The organism is Streptomyces sp. NPDC044106 (assembly GCF_056433985.1).
In genome coordinates this window covers 1-15,780 of sequence record NZ_JBWKFZ010000026.1, presented here as the reverse complement: position 1 = coordinate 15,780, position 15,780 = coordinate 1, and the positions used below count along the sequence as shown (strand labels likewise).

Here is a 15,780-nt window from a genome sequence, read left to right as displayed (position 1 = left end):
GCCCGAGGGACGGGCGCGCACTCAACCAAGGCCGAGGATGAGTGAATTGGGCGACGGTGACCGGAGGCGTCCGCGGCCCCCGGCGCCCTCCACAAGTGAGCCATCGCACGCAAACGAGCCGACGGCGCAAAGTCCAGCTCTGCCTACCGCTTCGGTGACCGTTCCCGCGCAACCCGTGGGTCCACCGGGGCTCGGGTCACTTAACACCTGGTCAGAGGCACGCCGGGCCGTCATTGCCCGGCGTCGTACCGCGTGATACACAGAGTAACCGGGCGTCATGTGCGAGGAAGCGCACGAAGTCAGCCAACGAATGGCGCCAAGGCGGCATGCGCAGGCCGGTTTGTCGGCGAGAATGAGCTGTCCTCTGTACTGAGGTAGGCAGAGGTGACAGAACAACCCACTAGGGGCGGTGAGTTACACATGCTTATGGCAGCCGAAAAGGGCGACATCACCACCATCATCGGCGGGATCGCCCCCGACTGGGGTCCCTTCGGGAGCCTGGGCAACGAGGCGCGCGTGATGATCGAGGTCGTGATGGCGATCGCCATCCTCCTCTGTCTCGGCATCGCGATCTGGGGCGCGGCGAAGCAGCGCATCGGTGCGACGGCGTTGCGCGACACGTTCAGCGCGGAGCAGGGCAAGGGCCTGATCATCGCCGGTCTCACCGGCGTCTTCATCATCGGTTCGCTCGGCACGCTCTTCACGATCGTCTACGGCATGGCGGTCTAGTACGGCCCGGCGCAGGCCGGCGGTCCCCCGCTCGCCTCCGCCTCCCCTCCCCCCCCCACCGACGTCCCCCTTCTCCCTGTCCCCACTCCCCCACCCATCCGTCGTGCCCACCGGCTGAGGTTGCAACTCCCTGATGTCGAGTCACCACACCGCGCCTGCGCGGAAACCAGCACGGCCACCGTCGTACGTGTCCCGCGCGGCGGCCCAGCGAGAGGTTGAGGGGGCGTACGCGGCATGAGTCCCGACGACGAGCGGAAGGACGGCCTCTTCCTCGGCGGCTCGGGGGAGACCCGGACGCGGCTTCCCGAGGGAGACGGCGGGAGCGACGACGTCTACGGCGGCCAGCGCAGATCCGGCCGCCCCGGACGGTCGTCCTCGCGGAGCCTGGTCACGGTGGTCGGCGTCGTGGTCCTGCTCATCGCGGCGATCGCCTTCGCCAACCGCGGAGGGGACGATTCCTCTTCGGGGGGCGGGGACGGCAAGAAGCCGGAGGCCGCGTCGACGGCGCCCTCCGGGGAGAAGCCGGTGGGGGGCAAGAACGCGGGGATCCCGTCGGGGTTCGCCAAGACCGAGCAGGGGGCGCAGAGTGCGGCGGCGAACTTCGCGGTGCCTCTCGGCTCAGCGGAGATGTTCGACAAGAACAAGCGCAACACGATCCTCAACACCGTCATGGCCCCGTCCAGCGTCGCCAAGTTCCAGGCCGAGCTCGACAGGGCCTACACGGCTCCGTTCTTCAAGAACGTGGGGCTGAACGAGGACGGCTCGACACCGAAGGGCTACCAGTTCATCTCCCGCACGACCCCGATCGGCACCAAGGTCACCGCCTTCTCCGACAACAACGCGACGGTGGAGGTCTGGTGCAGCGGTCTGCTCGGGCTGGCCGGGGAGAAGTCCACGAAACCGGTTACCAACAGCTGGTTCACGATCACCATGAAGCTCGAGTGGATCGACGGCGGCTGGAAGGCAGTCACACACTCCCAGAAGGACGGCCCCGCCCCGGTCCCGGGTGACGACCGTGCGTCCAGCTCGGACGAAATCGCGAAAGCGGTCCAAGGGTACGGAGGGTTCACGTATGCCCGGTAGCCGCCACGTACTTCGACTCAGCGCCACCGTGGCAGCCGTGCAGAGCGCGGCGATCCTGTTCGCGACGCGTGCCTTCGCCGCGCCGGATCCCAAGGACGACGCCTGCGATCTCATCCACGGCCCCGCCAAAAAATACTGCGAAAAAGGCTCATCCGGCGCCAGCTCCGGCGACGGCAAATACCCCGCCTCCCCACCCCTCCCCGACTCCCTGGACCCCCTCAGCTCCCTGGCCAAGGGCTGTGCCGACGCCGCGTCCTGGACCGTCGACAAGCTCTCCGAGGCCGTGAAGGAGACCGCGAACGTCGACTTCACGAACCCCAAGTTCCTCCAGCAGTACGCCGTCGTCTTCGCCGCGTCGACCATCCTGACGCTGCTCCTGTGGCTGCTCGCGGTCGCCAAGCGGGCGGTCCGCGGCGTGCCGCTCACCACCGCGCTCTCCGAGGCGATCGGGTTCCTCTGGCTCACCGTCCTCGCCTCCGCCTTCACGCCGCTGATCCTGTACACCGTCGTCTCGGCGGCCGACGGCGTCACGGACGTCATCGCGAAGGCGACGGGCGGTCAGACGGACACGTTCTTCGGGACGTTCTCCGGCGCGCTCAAGAAGGGCGACGACATAGGCGGTGGGCCGATCATGCTGATCGTCGTCTCGCTCGTGTCGATCCTCGCCGCCGGCATCCTCTGGTTGGAGCTGGTGATCAGGGCGGCGCTCCTCTACGTAGGAGCGCTCCTCGGCACCGTCGTGTACGCGGGCCTCGTCGACAAAAACCTGTGGTCGCACGTCCGCCGCTGGGCGGGCATCATGATCGCGGTGATCCTGGTCAAACCGATCATCGTCATCGTGCTCGGTCTCGCCGGGGCGCTCTCCGCCGACGACGGGCCCGACTCCTTCTCGGCGGTCGTCTCCGGGCTGTCGATCATCCTGCTCGCCATCTTCGCGAGCGCCATGATCTACCGCTTCGTCCCCGGCTTCGGCGACGAGATCGCGGGCTCCCGCGACAACCGCATCATGCGCGGCGCCGAGAACAAGGCCGCCGCCGTGATCAGCTCCCCAGCCTCCCTCGTCTCGCAGGGCATCAAGACCCACAGCGCCCGCGGCAACGGCAGCGGCGGCGGTAACCAGGGCAGCGGCGGCCAGGCACGCCCGGCCAACCCCGCGAGCGGCGGCGTCGCCGCCCACAGCGGCCGTCCCTCCGGAGGCGGCGGCTCCTCGAACGGCGGCGGATCCGTCCCCTCCGCCGCACCCCCGCCGCGCAAGAGCAGCGCGACGGACACACCGCACGCGGGCAACCGCGGCGGTTCCCGCACCAGCAGTACCAACCGCACGGGAGGTGAAGGGCGTTGACGACCCAGTCCCACGTGTCCCAACCGGTCGCGCCCCGCCGCACATATCTGATCGGCCGCGCGCGGCCGAACGCGATCGTCGGCAAGAACCGCGAGACCGGGGAGATCGCCCTGATCATCGTGGGGGCGTTCCTCGGCATGATGTGCGGGCTCCTCGTTCCCGTCCTCTCCCTGCGCATCGTCCTGCTGTCCGGCCTGCCGATGCTCGCCATCGCGGCCGTCTACGTCCCGTACAAGGGCCGCACCTTCTACAAGTGGTTCGAGATCAACCGCAGCTACAAGCGGACCCTGAAGCGCGGCACCGGCTACCGCTCGGCCGTCGCCGAGGCCGGCATCCGGCTCGACGGCAGGGAGGTCGAGGTCGGGCCGCCGCCCGGGATCGGCCGGATCAACTGGCTGGCCGCGCCCTTCGGTCCTGACGAGATCGCCGTCCTGCTGCACGCGGACCGGCGCACCGTCACCGCCGCCATCGAGATCGAGGGTCCTGGCGTCGGGCTGCGCGACAGCGAGGACCAGGAGGCCCTCGTCGACCGCTTCGGCACGCTCCTCAAGCACGTCGCGAACGGCGACGGCTTCGTCACCCGTCTGCAGATGCTCGCCCGTACGCTGCCCGCCGACCCCGACGCGCACGCCAAGGACGTCAGCGTACGGGGGGACACGCGGGCGCTTCCGTGGCTCCAGCAGTCCTACGAACAGTTGCAGTCGATGGTGTCGACCAGCAGCGAGCAGCACCGCGCCTACCTCGTCGCCTGCATGCACTACTCCCGCGACCTGGCCGCCGAGGCGCAGGCGATGGCGCGCGCGGCCCGCCCGCAGGGCGGCAGGAAGCTCGACAAGGACGCCGGTCTCGCCGTCGTCATGGCGCGCGAGCTGACCGACATCTGCTCGCGGCTGCAGGAGGCGGACATCCGCGTACGGCAGCCGCTCGGCCAGGGCCGCCTCGCCTCCCTGGTCCACTCCATGTATGACCCCGACCACCCCATCGACCACATCCAGGCGATGACGAAGCGCAACGCCTGGCCGGCCGAGCTCGACGCCATGGAGCCCACCTACCTCCAGGCCAAGACCCGCGAGTCCTCCACCCGCGCCCCCTGGTGCCACGCCACGGCCTGGGTGAAGGAGTGGCCGATGACCCCCGTCGGCGTCAACTTCCTCGCTCCCCTGCTCGTTCACACCCCGGACGTCATCAGGACGGTCGCCGTGACGATGGACCTCGAACCCACGGAGGTCGCCATCGAGCGGATGCTGACCGAGAAGACGAACGACGAGGCCGAGGCCAGTCGGCAGGCCAAGATGAACCGCACGATCGACCCCCGCGACGTCGCCTCGCACTCCCGCCTCGACCAGCGCGGCGAGGATCTGGCGAGCGGCGCGGCCGGTGTCAACCTGGTCGGCTACATCACCGTCTCGTCCCGTTCCCCGGAGGCGCTCGCGCGCGACAAGCGCACCATCCGCGCCTCCGCCGGCAAGTCGTATCTGAAGCTGGAGTGGTGCGACCGCGAGCACCACAGGGCCTTCGTCAACACGCTGCCGTTCGCGACCGGCATCCGACGCTAGACGTAGAGGCAGGCTGCCCAGATGCGGGATCCGCTGACCGTCCTCACGGACGCCTTCACCGCTTTCCTCTTCGGGAAGATCGAGACGACCAGGCTCCCGGTACGTACGTCGACGGGGCAGGCCCAGGCGGTCTACCTCCCGACGGCCGCGCCGGGCCTCGGCGACTCGGGTGTGATCATCGGGCGTGAGGTGTACTCCGGCAAGGGGTACATCTACGACCCGTTCCAGTTGTACGGGCAGCAGTTGCCCGCGCCGCACTGGCTGGTGCTCGGCGAGTCCGGCAACGGCAAGTCGGCCCTGGAGAAGACGTACGTCCTGCGCCAGCTGCGCTTCAAGGACCGCCAGGTCGTCGTCCTCGACGCCCAGGGCGAGGACGGCGTCGGCGAATGGAACCTCATCGCCCAGGAGCTGGGGATAACTCCCATCCGCCTCGACCCGACGGCGGCCCTGGACATGGGCATCCGCCTCAACCCGCTGGACCCGGCGATCACGACGACGGGCCAGCTGGCGCTGCTCCGCACGATCATCGAGGTCGCGATGGGCCACGGCCTGGACGAGCGCTCCGGCTTCGCCCTCAAGGTCGCGCACGCGTACGTGAACGAGACCATCGTGGAGCGCCAGCCCGTCCTGACCGACATCGTCGAGCAGCTGCGCCACCCCGAGCCGGAGTCGGCCGAGGCGATGAACGTGGCCATAGACGACGTCCGGGCGTGGGGCCTTGACGTGGCACTGGTCATCGACCGCCTCGTCGACGGCGACCTGCGGGGCATGTTCGACGGCCCGACGACGGTCGGCATCGACCTCGACGCCCCGCTCATCGTCTTCGACCTGTCCCACATCGACCGGAACTCCATCGCGATGCCGATCCTGATGGCGATCGTGGGCGTCTGGCTGGAGCACACGTGGATCCGGCCGGACCGCAAGAAGCGCATCTTCCTGGTGGAAGAGGCCTGGCACATCATCAACTCCCCCTTCGTGGCGCAGCTTTTCCAGCGGCTGCTGAAGTTCGGCCGACGGCTCGGCCTGTCGTTCGTGGCGGTGGTCCACCACCTCAGCGACGTGGTGGACGGAGCGGCGGCCAAGGAGGCGGCGGCGATCCTGAAGATGGCGTCCACCCGGACCATCTACGCCCAGAAGGCCGACGAGGCGCGGGCGACGGGCCGGGTGCTCGGCCTCCCGAGGTGGGCCGTGGAGATCATTCCCACGCTCACCCCAGGCATCGCGGTGTGGGACGTGAACGGCAACGTCCAGGTGGTCAAACACCTGATCACGGAGACGGAACGCCCGCTGGTCTTCACCGACCGCGCCATGACCGAGTCGTCGGCGGACCTCCCCGACGACGTACCGGCCGACGACGCGATGCGGGCGGCCGAGCTGGAGGCGGCGGAGCGGGCAGCGGCGTACATGGAGCAGCATGCGGGATGACTGGGAACGGGGTGGGCCCCCGCGCGGGCGGGGTCCCCACTCCCACGATCGGGGCGGTACTCAACGGGGCGGCCCTCAACGGGGAGTCCCGGACGGACTGTTGGTCGGCTTCCTCGCGTTCCTCCTCGGGGCGACCGTGCTCGTCTGGACGGCCGCGAACCTCGCGGGCCGCTTCGCGCACGGCTCCTGGCCGGAGAACGTCTCCTTCGGCCATACGCCGCCGGCCGTACGCCACCTGGCCGGACAGCCCCATGACCTGGCGGGCGCCTGGCCCCGGACCCCACCGGACCAGCTCTCCGGATACGGCCTCTTCTGGGGCCTGTTCATCGGCCAGCTGATGATCCTGATCGTGCTGACCGTCTTCGTGATGGGCACGGTGGCGCGGTGGCGCGCGGTGCGGAGGGTCCGCCGGGAGGCGGCGGGGGCGGGAGCGGTGGCAGGGACAGGGGCGTCGGGTGACATGTACAGGCCCCGTGCCGGAGGCACGGAGAACACCCCGGTCCCGGCCCAGGAGCCTCGTGCCGGAGGCACGGAGCCGACCGAAGTCCCCGCCCGGCCCGTCCGTGCCGGAGGTGCGGAGAGCACTGAGGTCCCCGCCCAAGCCACCCATGCCGGAGGCATGGAGTCGCAGGTGGAAAGGGTCGGCGGGTGGGAGAACCGCGCCGGAGGCGCGGAGAACGGGGCCCCGTCCCCGGCCCGCCCGGCCGGAGGCCCCCGCGCCGGAGGCGCGGAGAACAGCACCCCCTTCCCGTCACCCCCGCCGGGAGGCCCCCTGCTCCTCGGCAGCCCGGCGACCAGACGCCCCCACGCCGTCGAAGCCATCCGCGACGCCGAGGGCGCGGCCCTCGTCCTCACCTCCGACCCCACTCTGTGGGCCGAGACGAAGGACGCCAGGGCCAAGCTCGGCCCCGTCCTGCTCTACGACCCGGCGCACCTGTGCGACACCCCGGCCCGCCTGCACTGGTCACCCACCGCCGGCTGCCGGGACAAGGAGACGGCGGATCAGCGTGCCGTCGCGCTCCTCGCGCCGATAAGACCGGCCGCGAAGCTGGACGCCGCCGTGGCGGACACGGCCCGGACCCTGATGCGCAGTTTCCTGCACGCGGCCGCGGTGGGCGACAAGCCCATGAAGGCCGTGCACCGCTGGTCGCAGGGCACCCAGGTGCAAGAGGCGGTACGCATCCTCCGTACGCACCCCAAGGCGTCGTCCGGCGCCGCGGGTGAGCTGGAGGCCGCCCTCACCGCGTACCCGGAACGGCGCGACATCGCCCAGGAGTTGACGGCCCGCGCCCTCTCCGCGCTCTTCACGGTCCACGTACGCGAATCCTGCACACCTAACCGAACTGATGCGCTCACTCTGGATTCCTTTGTGCATGAAGGGGGCACGCTTTTTGTGGTGGGTGAGGCGATCGAGGATCCCAAGTCCCACCAGGGCCCGGGTGCCATGCCCCTCCTCACGGCACTCGCCTCCAGCGTGGTCGAGCACGGCCGGCGCATGGCCGAACGGTCATCCTCCGGTCGGCTCGACCCACCAATGACGCTGGTCCTCGACGACGTCGCCGCCGTGGCGCCGCTGCCGCAACTGCCGGAGCTGCTCAGCGAAGGGGCGAAGCGCGGCCTGCCGACCCTGGCCCTGCTCCGCTCACGGGAACAGGGCAGGGCCCGCTGGCCGGACGCGGAACTACCGACCGGCTAGGGCCGATCTTCCGGACCCGGCCGGGGACCCCGGACCGCGTACGCGAAGTCCCGCCTACGTACGGTGCCCCGCCTACGTACGGTGCCCCGCTTACGCACGGCGCCCCGCTTACGTACGGTCCCCCCGCACCCCGTACACCCGCAGGAAGATCCCCACCCCGTCCCGCACCAGCTCTTCGACCGCCTCCTCCTCCAGCCGCAGCGCCCCGAAGTACGACTCGGCCGTCACGCTGCCGCCCACCAGGAACGCGAAGTGCCGCGCCGCCTTGCGCGCGTTCGCCTCGTCAACGGCGAGCAGGCCCTGCCGCCCCAGCTCCAGGAGCCAGCGCCCCAGCGCCTCCTGGGACGCCCGCGGCCCGATCCGCTGCCATTCCTCAATGACCTCCGCGGGCAGCCGCCCGGCCTCCGGAATGATCTGGCGTACGACGGAGAAGTGCCCGGGGTGCGCCGCGCCCTGCCCGACCCAGTCGCGGGCGAGGTCGAGGAGGTCCTCGTCGACGTCGCGGACCTTGCGCAGATGCCGTTCGAAGAGGGCTTCCGCGGCCTCGGTCACCGACGCCGCGCTCTCCAGCAGCACGGCGCGGAAGAGGCCTTCCTTGTCGCCGAAGTGGTTGTAGATGGTGCGCGTGGAGACACCGGCCTCGGCCGCGATGGCATCGATGCTCGCCCGCGTGTACCCCTCGCGTCCGAAGACGGTGCGGGCGCCGCTCGTGATGGCCCGGCGCTTCTCCAACATCCCTTTGCGCAGGGGCTTCTGCTCGCCCCCGCCCTGTTCGGTCCTGCTCGCCATCTCACCTCTCCCAGAAAAATTACAATGACCGTTGTAATTACTACAACGCTCGTTGTACTTTACTCGCATGCCTACCGAGACCGCTCCACAGGCCCCGCGGCCCGGCATCCGCAGCGGCCACCCCGCCCTGACCCTCCTCGTCGTCCTCCTCGGCATGCTCACCCTGCCGATGGTGATGTCCGGCACCACCGTGGCCCTGCCCCGCATCGGCTCCGACCTCGACGCGTCGGGCGCGGCCCTCCAGTGGGTGGTCGTCGGCTACTTCCTCGCCGCCTCCTCCTTCATGCTCGTCGCGGGCTCGCTCGGCGACATCTTCGGCCGCCGCCGCGTCCTCACCGCGGGCGCCGCGCTCTACTCGGCCGGCACCCTGGGCTCCGCCTTCGCCCACCACATCCTGCTCCTGGACGCCGCCCGCCTGCTCTCCGGCGTGGGCGCCGCGGGCGTCATGGCGAGCGGCGGCTCCCTGCTCGCCGCCACCTTCACCGGAGCCGCCCGGACCAAGGTGTTCGCCGCCCTCGGCACCACGGCGGGCATCGGCCTCGCCACCGGCCCCACCTTCGCGGGATGGACGGTGGACGGCCTCGGCTGGCGCGCCACGTTCCTCGTCTTCGCCGCCGCCGGAGCCCTCGTCCTCACCGGCACGCGCTTCCTCGCCGAGTCCCGCGCCGACGCCCCGCCGCGCGTCGACAAGGCCGGTGCCGCCACCTTCATCGGCGGGCTCTCCCTGACCCTGTTCGCCGTCACGCAGGGCTCCAAGTCCGGCTGGACTTCGGCGGCCACGCTCCTGCCGCTGGCCGTGGGCGCGGCGCTGCTCACCGCCTTCGTACGCGTGGAGAAGCGCCTCGCCACCACCGGCGGCCGGCCCATCCTCGACCTCACCCTGGCCCGCAACCCCGCCTTCCTCGGCTGGTCGCTCGGCGCCTTCGGGCTCGGCGCGGGCACCACCGGCGTCCTCGTCTTCCTGCCCACCTACCTCCAGGGCACCAGCGGCACCTCGGCCCGTGCGGCAGGCCTGATCCTGCTCCTGATGACCGTGCCCGTCCTCGCCCTGCCCCCGCTCGGCGCCCGCCTCGTCAACCGCGGCGTCCCCGCCCGCGGCCTGCTCGTCCTCTCACTGCTCCTGATCGCCGCGGGCAACATCTGGCTGACTACCCTGCACCCGGGCATCTCCACGGCCGCGCTCGCCGGGCCCCTGCTCACCGTCGGCGCCGGGCAGGGCCTGTCCCTCGGCATCATCGACGCCCAGGCGCTCGGCATGGTCGAACCGGCGCAGATCGGCATGGCATCGGGCTTCCTCAACACGGTCCGCGGCGGCACCGGCGCCGTCGTGCTCACCCTCTTCGGCGCGCTGCTGCTCGCCCTGGTGGAATCCCGGGTCGGCTCGGCGGAGCTCGCGGGCCGCATCACGGCCGGCGCGGGCGGCCACGCCGATCAGTTCACCGAGGCGTGGCGGATCACCCTCTGGGTGGTGGCGGGCGTCATCGGCGGGCTCGCACTCGTGGTCCACCGGTTGCTGCGGGTGCGTACGGGAGGACGTACGGGAGGACGTACGGGAGGACGTACGGCGGAATCCCCGGCCCCGTCACCCGTGCCTACGCCGACACCCGCAGCCGAATTCGGACCCGGCCCCGCAAAGGCACCCGCACCCGCGCCCGCAGCACAGACGCACTGATCCATCCCCGAACTACTCTTCCGTCACACACCTTTGAGGAGAGCATCACCATGTCCACCACCCCGAACTCCACCCCCCTCCGCCTCGCCGTCATCATCGGTTCCACCCGCGACGGCCGCTTCGGCCCCACCGTCGCCGACTGGTTCACCACCCTCGCCGAGCGGCACACCGGCTACACCCTGGACGTCATCGACGTCGCCGGCCTGGAGCTGCCCTCCGCCCACCCGGACTGGGGCACCGATCGCACACCGGCCCTCACCACGCTCGCCGAGCGGATCGACGCCGCCGACGCGTACGTGGTCATCACCCCGGAGTACAACCACAGCTTCCCCGGCGCCCTCAAGCACTTCATCGACCTGCACCGCACCGAGTGGGAGGCCAAGCCGGTCGCGTTCGTCTCCTACGGCGGCCACGGCGGGGGCCTGCGCGCCGTCGAACAGCTCCGCCTGGTCTTCGCCGAGCTGCACTGCGTCACGGTCCGCGAGGTCGTCAGCTTCCACAACGCCTGGAACCACTTCGGCGAGGGCGGCCGGGCGTACGGCGAGGACGGCGCGGCGGGCGCCGCCAAGGTGATGCTGGACCAGCTGGCCTGGTGGGCGAACGCCCTGCGCACGGCCCGCACGGCACACCCTTACAACTAGGTTGTGAGACAGGCAACCAGGTCGTGAGGCAGGCAACCAGGTTGTGAGACAGGGCCGTCGTGGACGCGCCGTCCGGACTCGTCCCCGGACGGCGCGTCCCGGCGCCCTGCCGGGCAGGCCTCGAAGCCATCGGCACGACCATCCCGCCCCGCCCCTCCCCTCACTGCCGCTCAGGCCGCCTCAACACCAACTCGTACTCCCGCGCGGAGGGATCCTCCGGCACCGGCACCGTCACCCCGCTGCGTACGAACCCGAACCGGCGGTAGAAGGCCTGCGCCCGCGGATTGGCCTCATGGACGAACAACCGCACCCGCTCAAGGCCCTCCAGGGACCACGCCCACCCGACAGCCGCCTCGAACAGCGCGGCCGTCGCGCCCCCGCTGCCCCGGTGTTCCGGACGCACGTAGACCGCCACGAGATGCCCCTGCCGCTGTGCGATCTCCCCGCCGAAGAAGTCCTCCGTCCCGGCCTCCTCGACCAGGACGGTCACCGAACCCGCCCACACCCCGTGCTCCCCCTCCGCCACGAACTGCCGGCTGCGCAGCCGCCCCGACATCCCCGACACCCGCTCGCGCCAGAAGGAGTCCGGCCTCGCGGCGGCGTCCTCGTACGTCTCCAGGAAGGCGACCGGCGCCGCGGGGTCCCGCAGCGCGGCGAGGCGGAGCTCCCTGGCCCGCGGCCATTCGTCGGGACGGACGGCACGTACGGCGTACTGATGATCCATGGCGAGATCCTCAGCGACGGCCCGCGCCCGCGCAACGCGATATCCGCATCGCGATCCGCATCGCGACATCGGGGTCGCCGTCGTACCCGGGTACTACCCGCGTCCGCCCGTACCCGCCCCCGGTCCGACGATCCGCGCCACCGCGAACGCCAGCATCGTAGACATGATCAGGGCATACGGACTGACCAAACACTACGGCGGCAAGCCCGCGAAGAAGGCCGTCGACGACCTCAGCTTCGAGGTCCTCCCCGGCACCGTCACCGGCTTCCTCGGCCCCAACGGCGCGGGCAAGTCCACCACCATGCGCATGCTCCTCGGCCTCGACGCCCCCACCCGTGGCCGCGCCACCATCGGCGACCGCGCCTACGCCACTCACCCGGCGCCCCTGCACGAGGTGGGCGCCCTCCTGGAGGCCCGCTCCATCCACCCGGGCCGTTCCGCGTACCACCACCTGATGGCGCTCGCCCACACGCACTCCATCCCGAAGAGCCGTGTGCACGCGGTCCTCGAACTGGCCGGCATCCACGAGGTCGCCCGCAAGCGCGTCAAGGGCTTCTCCCTCGGCATGGGCCAGCGCCTGGGCATCGCCGCCGCCCTGCTCGGCGACCCGGCCACGGTCATCCTCGACGAACCGGTCAACGGCCTCGATCCCGAGGGCGTCCTGTGGATCCGCAACCTCCTCAAGTCCCTCGCCGCCGAGGGCCGCACCGTCCTCGTCTCCTCCCACCTCATGAGCGAGATGGCGCTGACCGCGGACCACCTGGTGATCATCGGCCGCGGCAAGCTCCTCGCGGACACCACAGTCGAACGCTTCGTACGCGAGTCGGGCACCGGCTCCGTCAAGGTCGTCACCCCGGAGGCCGGACTCCTGACCGACCTGCTCGCCGCCCCCGGCGTGCAGGTCACCGGCCTCACCCCCGGCGTCCTCGACGTGCGCGGCACGGACGCCGAGCACATCGGCCGCACCGCCGCGGGCCACGGCATCCCCCTCCTCGAACTCACCCCGCAGCACGCCTCCTTGGAGCAGGCGTTCATGAACCTCACCCGGGACTCCGTCGAGTACGCCGCCCCGGCGGGCGCCCCGCGACCCGAAGGAGCAGCGGCATGAGCACCCTCACCACCTCGCCCGCGAAGCCCGCCGCGCCCACCCGGGCCGCGTACCGCCTGAGCACCAAGGGCATCCTCCGCTCCGAGTGGCACAAACTGTGGACGCTCCGCTCGACGTGGATCACGCTGATCACGGCGGCCGCCCTGGTACTCGCCATCGGCATCACGATGGGCGTCACCTACGACGGGGACGACGCCGAGATCGACACCGTCGTCTTCACCCTCTTCGGCACGCAGCTCTCCCAGATCTGCCTCGCCGTCCTCGGCATCCTCGTCACCGCGGGCGAGTACTCGACAGGCATGATCCGCGCCTCCCTCACCGCCGCCCCGAACCGCCTGCCCGTCCTGTGGTCCAAGGCCGCGGTCTTCACGGGCGTCGCCTTCACCGTGTGCCTGGTGACCAACGTCGGCACGTTCCTGACCGCCCAGATCTGGCTCTCCGACAGCGACAAGAAGCTCTCCCTCACCGACGACGGCGTTCTCGCCGCCCTCACCACCAGCGCCGCGTCCCTCACCCTGCTCAGCCTCATCGCCCTGGGCCTCGGCGCCCTGCTGCGCTCGGTGCCCGGCGCCATCGGCGCGTTCGTCGGATGCGTGCTGATCCTTCCCGAGGTCGCCGCGATGCTGCCGTTCGGCCCCGTGGAGACCGCCGTCAGCTACTTCCCCGCCCAGGCGGCGAGCTCGCTCGGCTCGGTGGCCCGCGTGGAGGACACCATCGCCCCCGGCACCGCCCTGCTCACGCTCGCCCTCTGGGCCGCGGCGCTCATCGCCGCCGCGTCCGTGCTGCTCAAGCGGCGGGACGTATGACGAAGTGCGATCCGGACCCCGGCCCGGGCCGTTGACGAAGTGCGATCCGGACCCGGACCCGGGCCGTCGGCCGAAAGCGTGGACGAGGATGGAGCCGTGATCGAGCCCCACCCCCTCACCCGGTACCTCCAACGCTCCACCCAGCGGGTGCGCGCCTTCGACCGGCGCCGCCCGCTGGTCTGGGACGTCCTGGTGACGGGCTTCTTCATCGTCGCCGCCCTCACCGACGGCGCCGGCGACTGGCGCAACACCGCGGCCGACCCCGATGTGTCGCAGGGCTCCATCGTCCTGATGAGCGTCGGCCTCTCCGCTCCACTGCTGTGGCGCCGCCGCCACCCGCTGGTCGCCCTCGCGGTGATGGCGGCGACGACCGTGGCCAGCAACTGGACGGGCGCCTGGCTTCAGGCCGCCCTGATCCAGTTCATCGTCGTGTTCAACATCGCGCTGCGGCTGCCCCTGAAGACCCTCGGCAGGGCAGCCGCGATGACGGCGCTGCCCATGGTCGTCTGCGCCTTCGCCTACCCGAAGGACAGCTGGGACCAGCTGATCGTGCCCCAGATCTGGTCCTTCGTGGTGGTCGCGCTCGCGGGCATCGCCGTCCGCTCCCGCCGGGACCACACCCAGGCCCTCGTCGAGCGCGCCCTCCGCCTCGAAGTCGAGCGCGACCAGCAGGCCCAGCTCGCCACGGCCGCCGAACGCACCCGCATCGCCCGCGAGATGCACGACATCATCGGCCACAACCTCTCCGTCATCACCAGCCTCGCGGACGGCGGTGCGTACGCCGCCGCCAGGTCCCCCGAGCGCGCCGCGCAGGCCCTCGAAGCCATCGGCACGACCAGCCGCCAGGCCCTCTCCGAACTCCGCCGCCTCCTGGACGTCCTGCGCGACGACACCCCGCAGGCCCCCGGCACCGCTACCACCTCCGCCTCCGCCGTCACCGCCGCGCGCTCCCCGCAGCCCGCCCTGACCGACCTCGACCAGCTCATCAACGGCGTACGTGCCGCGGGTCTCCCCGTACGCAGCACGGTGCGCGGCCACCCCGACGCGGTTCCCGCGGGACGCCAGCTCACCGTCTACCGCGTCATCCAGGAGGCCCTCACCAACACGCTCAAGCACGCGGGGCCGAACGCCACCGCGACCGTCGACGTGGCCTACACCGACGGCGGCGTCACCGTGGACGTCATGGACACCGGCACAGGCGGCACACTCGGCGTCCCGGGGCCGGGGCCTGGTTCAGGCTCCAGTCCCGGTTCCGGTTCCGGGGCCGGGCGCGGGCTCACCGGCATGCGCGAGCGAACTTCCCTGTACGACGGCACACTTGAGGCCGGGCCGCGCCCGGGCCCGCCGGGCGGCTGGCGGGTCCACCTCCATCTCCCGAAGGACAGCGAGACACCGTGACGACCGTTCTCATCGTCGACGACCAGCCCATGCAGCGCTTCGGCTTCCGCATGCTCCTGGAGAGCCAGGACGACATGACGGTGACAGGAGAGGCGGGCAACGGCAGCGAGGCGATCCGCATGACTGCCGAGCTGCACCCCGACGTGGTCCTCATGGACATCCGCATGCCGGGCCTCGACGGCATCGAGGCCACGCGACGCATCACCGCGTCGGGCGACCGCACCCGCGTCCTGATCCTCACGACGTTCGACCTCGACGAGTACGCGTACGACGGGCTGCGCGCCGGCGCCTCCGGATTCCTCATCAAGGACGCGCTGCCCGAGGAACTCCTTTCCGGAATCCGCGCGGTCGCCTCGGGTGACGCCGTGGTGGCGCCCAGCCTCACCCGCCGTCTCCTCGACACCTACGCCGACCGTCTTCCCACGGCCGGCACCGCTCTCGCGGACCCGGCGGATCATCCTCGTCTGGCCTCACTCACGGACCGGGAACGCGAAATCCTCACGGTCATAGGCCAGGGCTGGACGAACGCGGAGATCTCCACCCGTCTGCACCTCGCGGAGTCCACGGTGAAAACGCACGTGGGCCGCATCCTCGCGAAGACGGGAGCGAGAGACAGAGTGCAGGCGGTGATTCTCGCGTACGACACGAGACTGGTGAGCCCGTCGTGAACGGGGAATTCCGGGACTGTGTCGGGCCACGTCCGCAGAGACCCCGTAAACGCAGAAAACCCCCGCACCATAAGGTGCGGGGGTTTCCCATTCAAAATTAGTTCGGCGGCGTCCTACTCTCCCACAGGGTCCCCCCTGCAGTA

The 15,780-nt window shown here is 70.9% G+C and carries 14 protein-coding genes; 12 read left to right on the top strand and 2 right to left on the bottom strand.

Annotated features, from left to right (window positions below):
* Positions 1–420 precede the first annotated feature (420 nt).
* From AC07DI_RS33755 to AC07DI_RS33730, 6 genes are all read left to right on the top strand, one after another.
* Entirely contained in the window at positions 421–729 is a 309-nt protein-coding gene (locus AC07DI_RS33755) for a hypothetical protein (RefSeq protein ID WP_055570172.1), read from the top strand.
* Positions 730–963: 234 nt separating this feature from the next.
* On the top strand, positions 964–1,812 hold the full coding sequence (locus AC07DI_RS33750; protein WP_478908421.1) for a DUF8175 domain-containg protein: 849 nt from the start codon (positions 964–966) through the stop codon (positions 1,810–1,812).
* Positions 1,802–3,154, top strand: coding sequence for a hypothetical protein (locus AC07DI_RS33745; protein WP_478908419.1), 1,353 nt, complete (start codon positions 1,802–1,804; stop codon positions 3,152–3,154). Before AC07DI_RS33750 ends, AC07DI_RS33745 begins: the two co-directional genes overlap by 11 nt.
* Positions 3,151–4,710 (top strand): SCO6880 family protein, encoded by a 1,560-nt coding sequence (locus AC07DI_RS33740; protein ID WP_384261435.1) that lies wholly within the window; start codon positions 3,151–3,153, stop codon positions 4,708–4,710. The genes AC07DI_RS33745 and AC07DI_RS33740 overlap by 4 nt, the downstream gene beginning before the upstream one ends.
* A 21-nt stretch (positions 4,711–4,731) precedes the next feature.
* Complete coding sequence (locus AC07DI_RS33735; protein ID WP_384261433.1) at positions 4,732–6,135, top strand: ATP-binding protein; 1,404 nt, start codon at positions 4,732–4,734, stop codon at positions 6,133–6,135.
* The gene (locus AC07DI_RS33730) at positions 6,125–7,831 is read left to right on the top strand and encodes a type IV secretory system conjugative DNA transfer family protein (RefSeq protein ID WP_478908416.1); all 1,707 of its coding nucleotides are present in this window, start codon (positions 6,125–6,127) and stop codon (positions 7,829–7,831) included. Before AC07DI_RS33735 ends, AC07DI_RS33730 begins: the two co-directional genes overlap by 11 nt.
* 108 nt (positions 7,832–7,939) lie before the next feature.
* Here AC07DI_RS33730 and AC07DI_RS33725 read toward each other — a convergent pair whose 3' ends face one another.
* Positions 7,940–8,620, bottom strand: a complete 681-nt coding sequence (locus tag AC07DI_RS33725) for a TetR/AcrR family transcriptional regulator (protein ID WP_478908414.1) — start codon at positions 8,618–8,620, stop codon at positions 7,940–7,942.
* Between the two features lie 67 nt (positions 8,621–8,687).
* Here AC07DI_RS33725 and AC07DI_RS33720 point away from each other — a divergent pair, with 67 nt between their 5' ends.
* Both AC07DI_RS33720 and AC07DI_RS33715 read left to right on the top strand, forming a co-directional pair.
* Positions 8,688–10,292, top strand: coding sequence for an MFS transporter (locus tag AC07DI_RS33720; protein WP_478908412.1), 1,605 nt, complete (start codon positions 8,688–8,690; stop codon positions 10,290–10,292).
* Between the two features lie 50 nt (positions 10,293–10,342).
* Complete coding sequence (locus AC07DI_RS33715; RefSeq protein WP_478908410.1) at positions 10,343–10,933, top strand: NADPH-dependent FMN reductase; 591 nt, start codon at positions 10,343–10,345, stop codon at positions 10,931–10,933.
* Positions 10,934–11,093: 160 nt separating this feature from the next.
* Here the strand turns inward: AC07DI_RS33715 and AC07DI_RS33710 are convergent, their stop codons facing one another.
* Entirely contained in the window at positions 11,094–11,657 is a 564-nt protein-coding gene (locus AC07DI_RS33710) for a GNAT family N-acetyltransferase (RefSeq protein WP_478908408.1), read from the bottom strand.
* 163 nt (positions 11,658–11,820) lie between these two features.
* Between AC07DI_RS33710 and AC07DI_RS33705 the strand changes: the two genes are divergently transcribed.
* The 4 genes from AC07DI_RS33705 to AC07DI_RS33690 all read left to right on the top strand — a co-directional run bounded on the left by AC07DI_RS33705 (position 11,821) and on the right by AC07DI_RS33690 (position 15,637).
* Complete coding sequence (locus tag AC07DI_RS33705; protein ID WP_478908406.1) at positions 11,821–12,765, top strand: ATP-binding cassette domain-containing protein; 945 nt, start codon at positions 11,821–11,823, stop codon at positions 12,763–12,765.
* On the top strand, positions 12,762–13,571 hold the full coding sequence (locus AC07DI_RS33700; RefSeq protein ID WP_478908404.1) for an ABC transporter permease: 810 nt from the start codon (positions 12,762–12,764) through the stop codon (positions 13,569–13,571). The genes AC07DI_RS33705 and AC07DI_RS33700 overlap by 4 nt, the downstream gene beginning before the upstream one ends.
* A 96-nt stretch (positions 13,572–13,667) precedes the next feature.
* Positions 13,668–14,969: a sensor histidine kinase gene (locus AC07DI_RS33695; protein WP_478908402.1), complete on the top strand. Its 1,302-nt coding sequence runs from the start codon at positions 13,668–13,670 to the stop codon at positions 14,967–14,969.
* Positions 14,966–15,637: a response regulator gene (locus tag AC07DI_RS33690; protein ID WP_478908400.1), complete on the top strand. Its 672-nt coding sequence runs from the start codon at positions 14,966–14,968 to the stop codon at positions 15,635–15,637. Before AC07DI_RS33695 ends, AC07DI_RS33690 begins: the two co-directional genes overlap by 4 nt.
* Positions 15,638–15,780 lie beyond the last annotated feature (143 nt).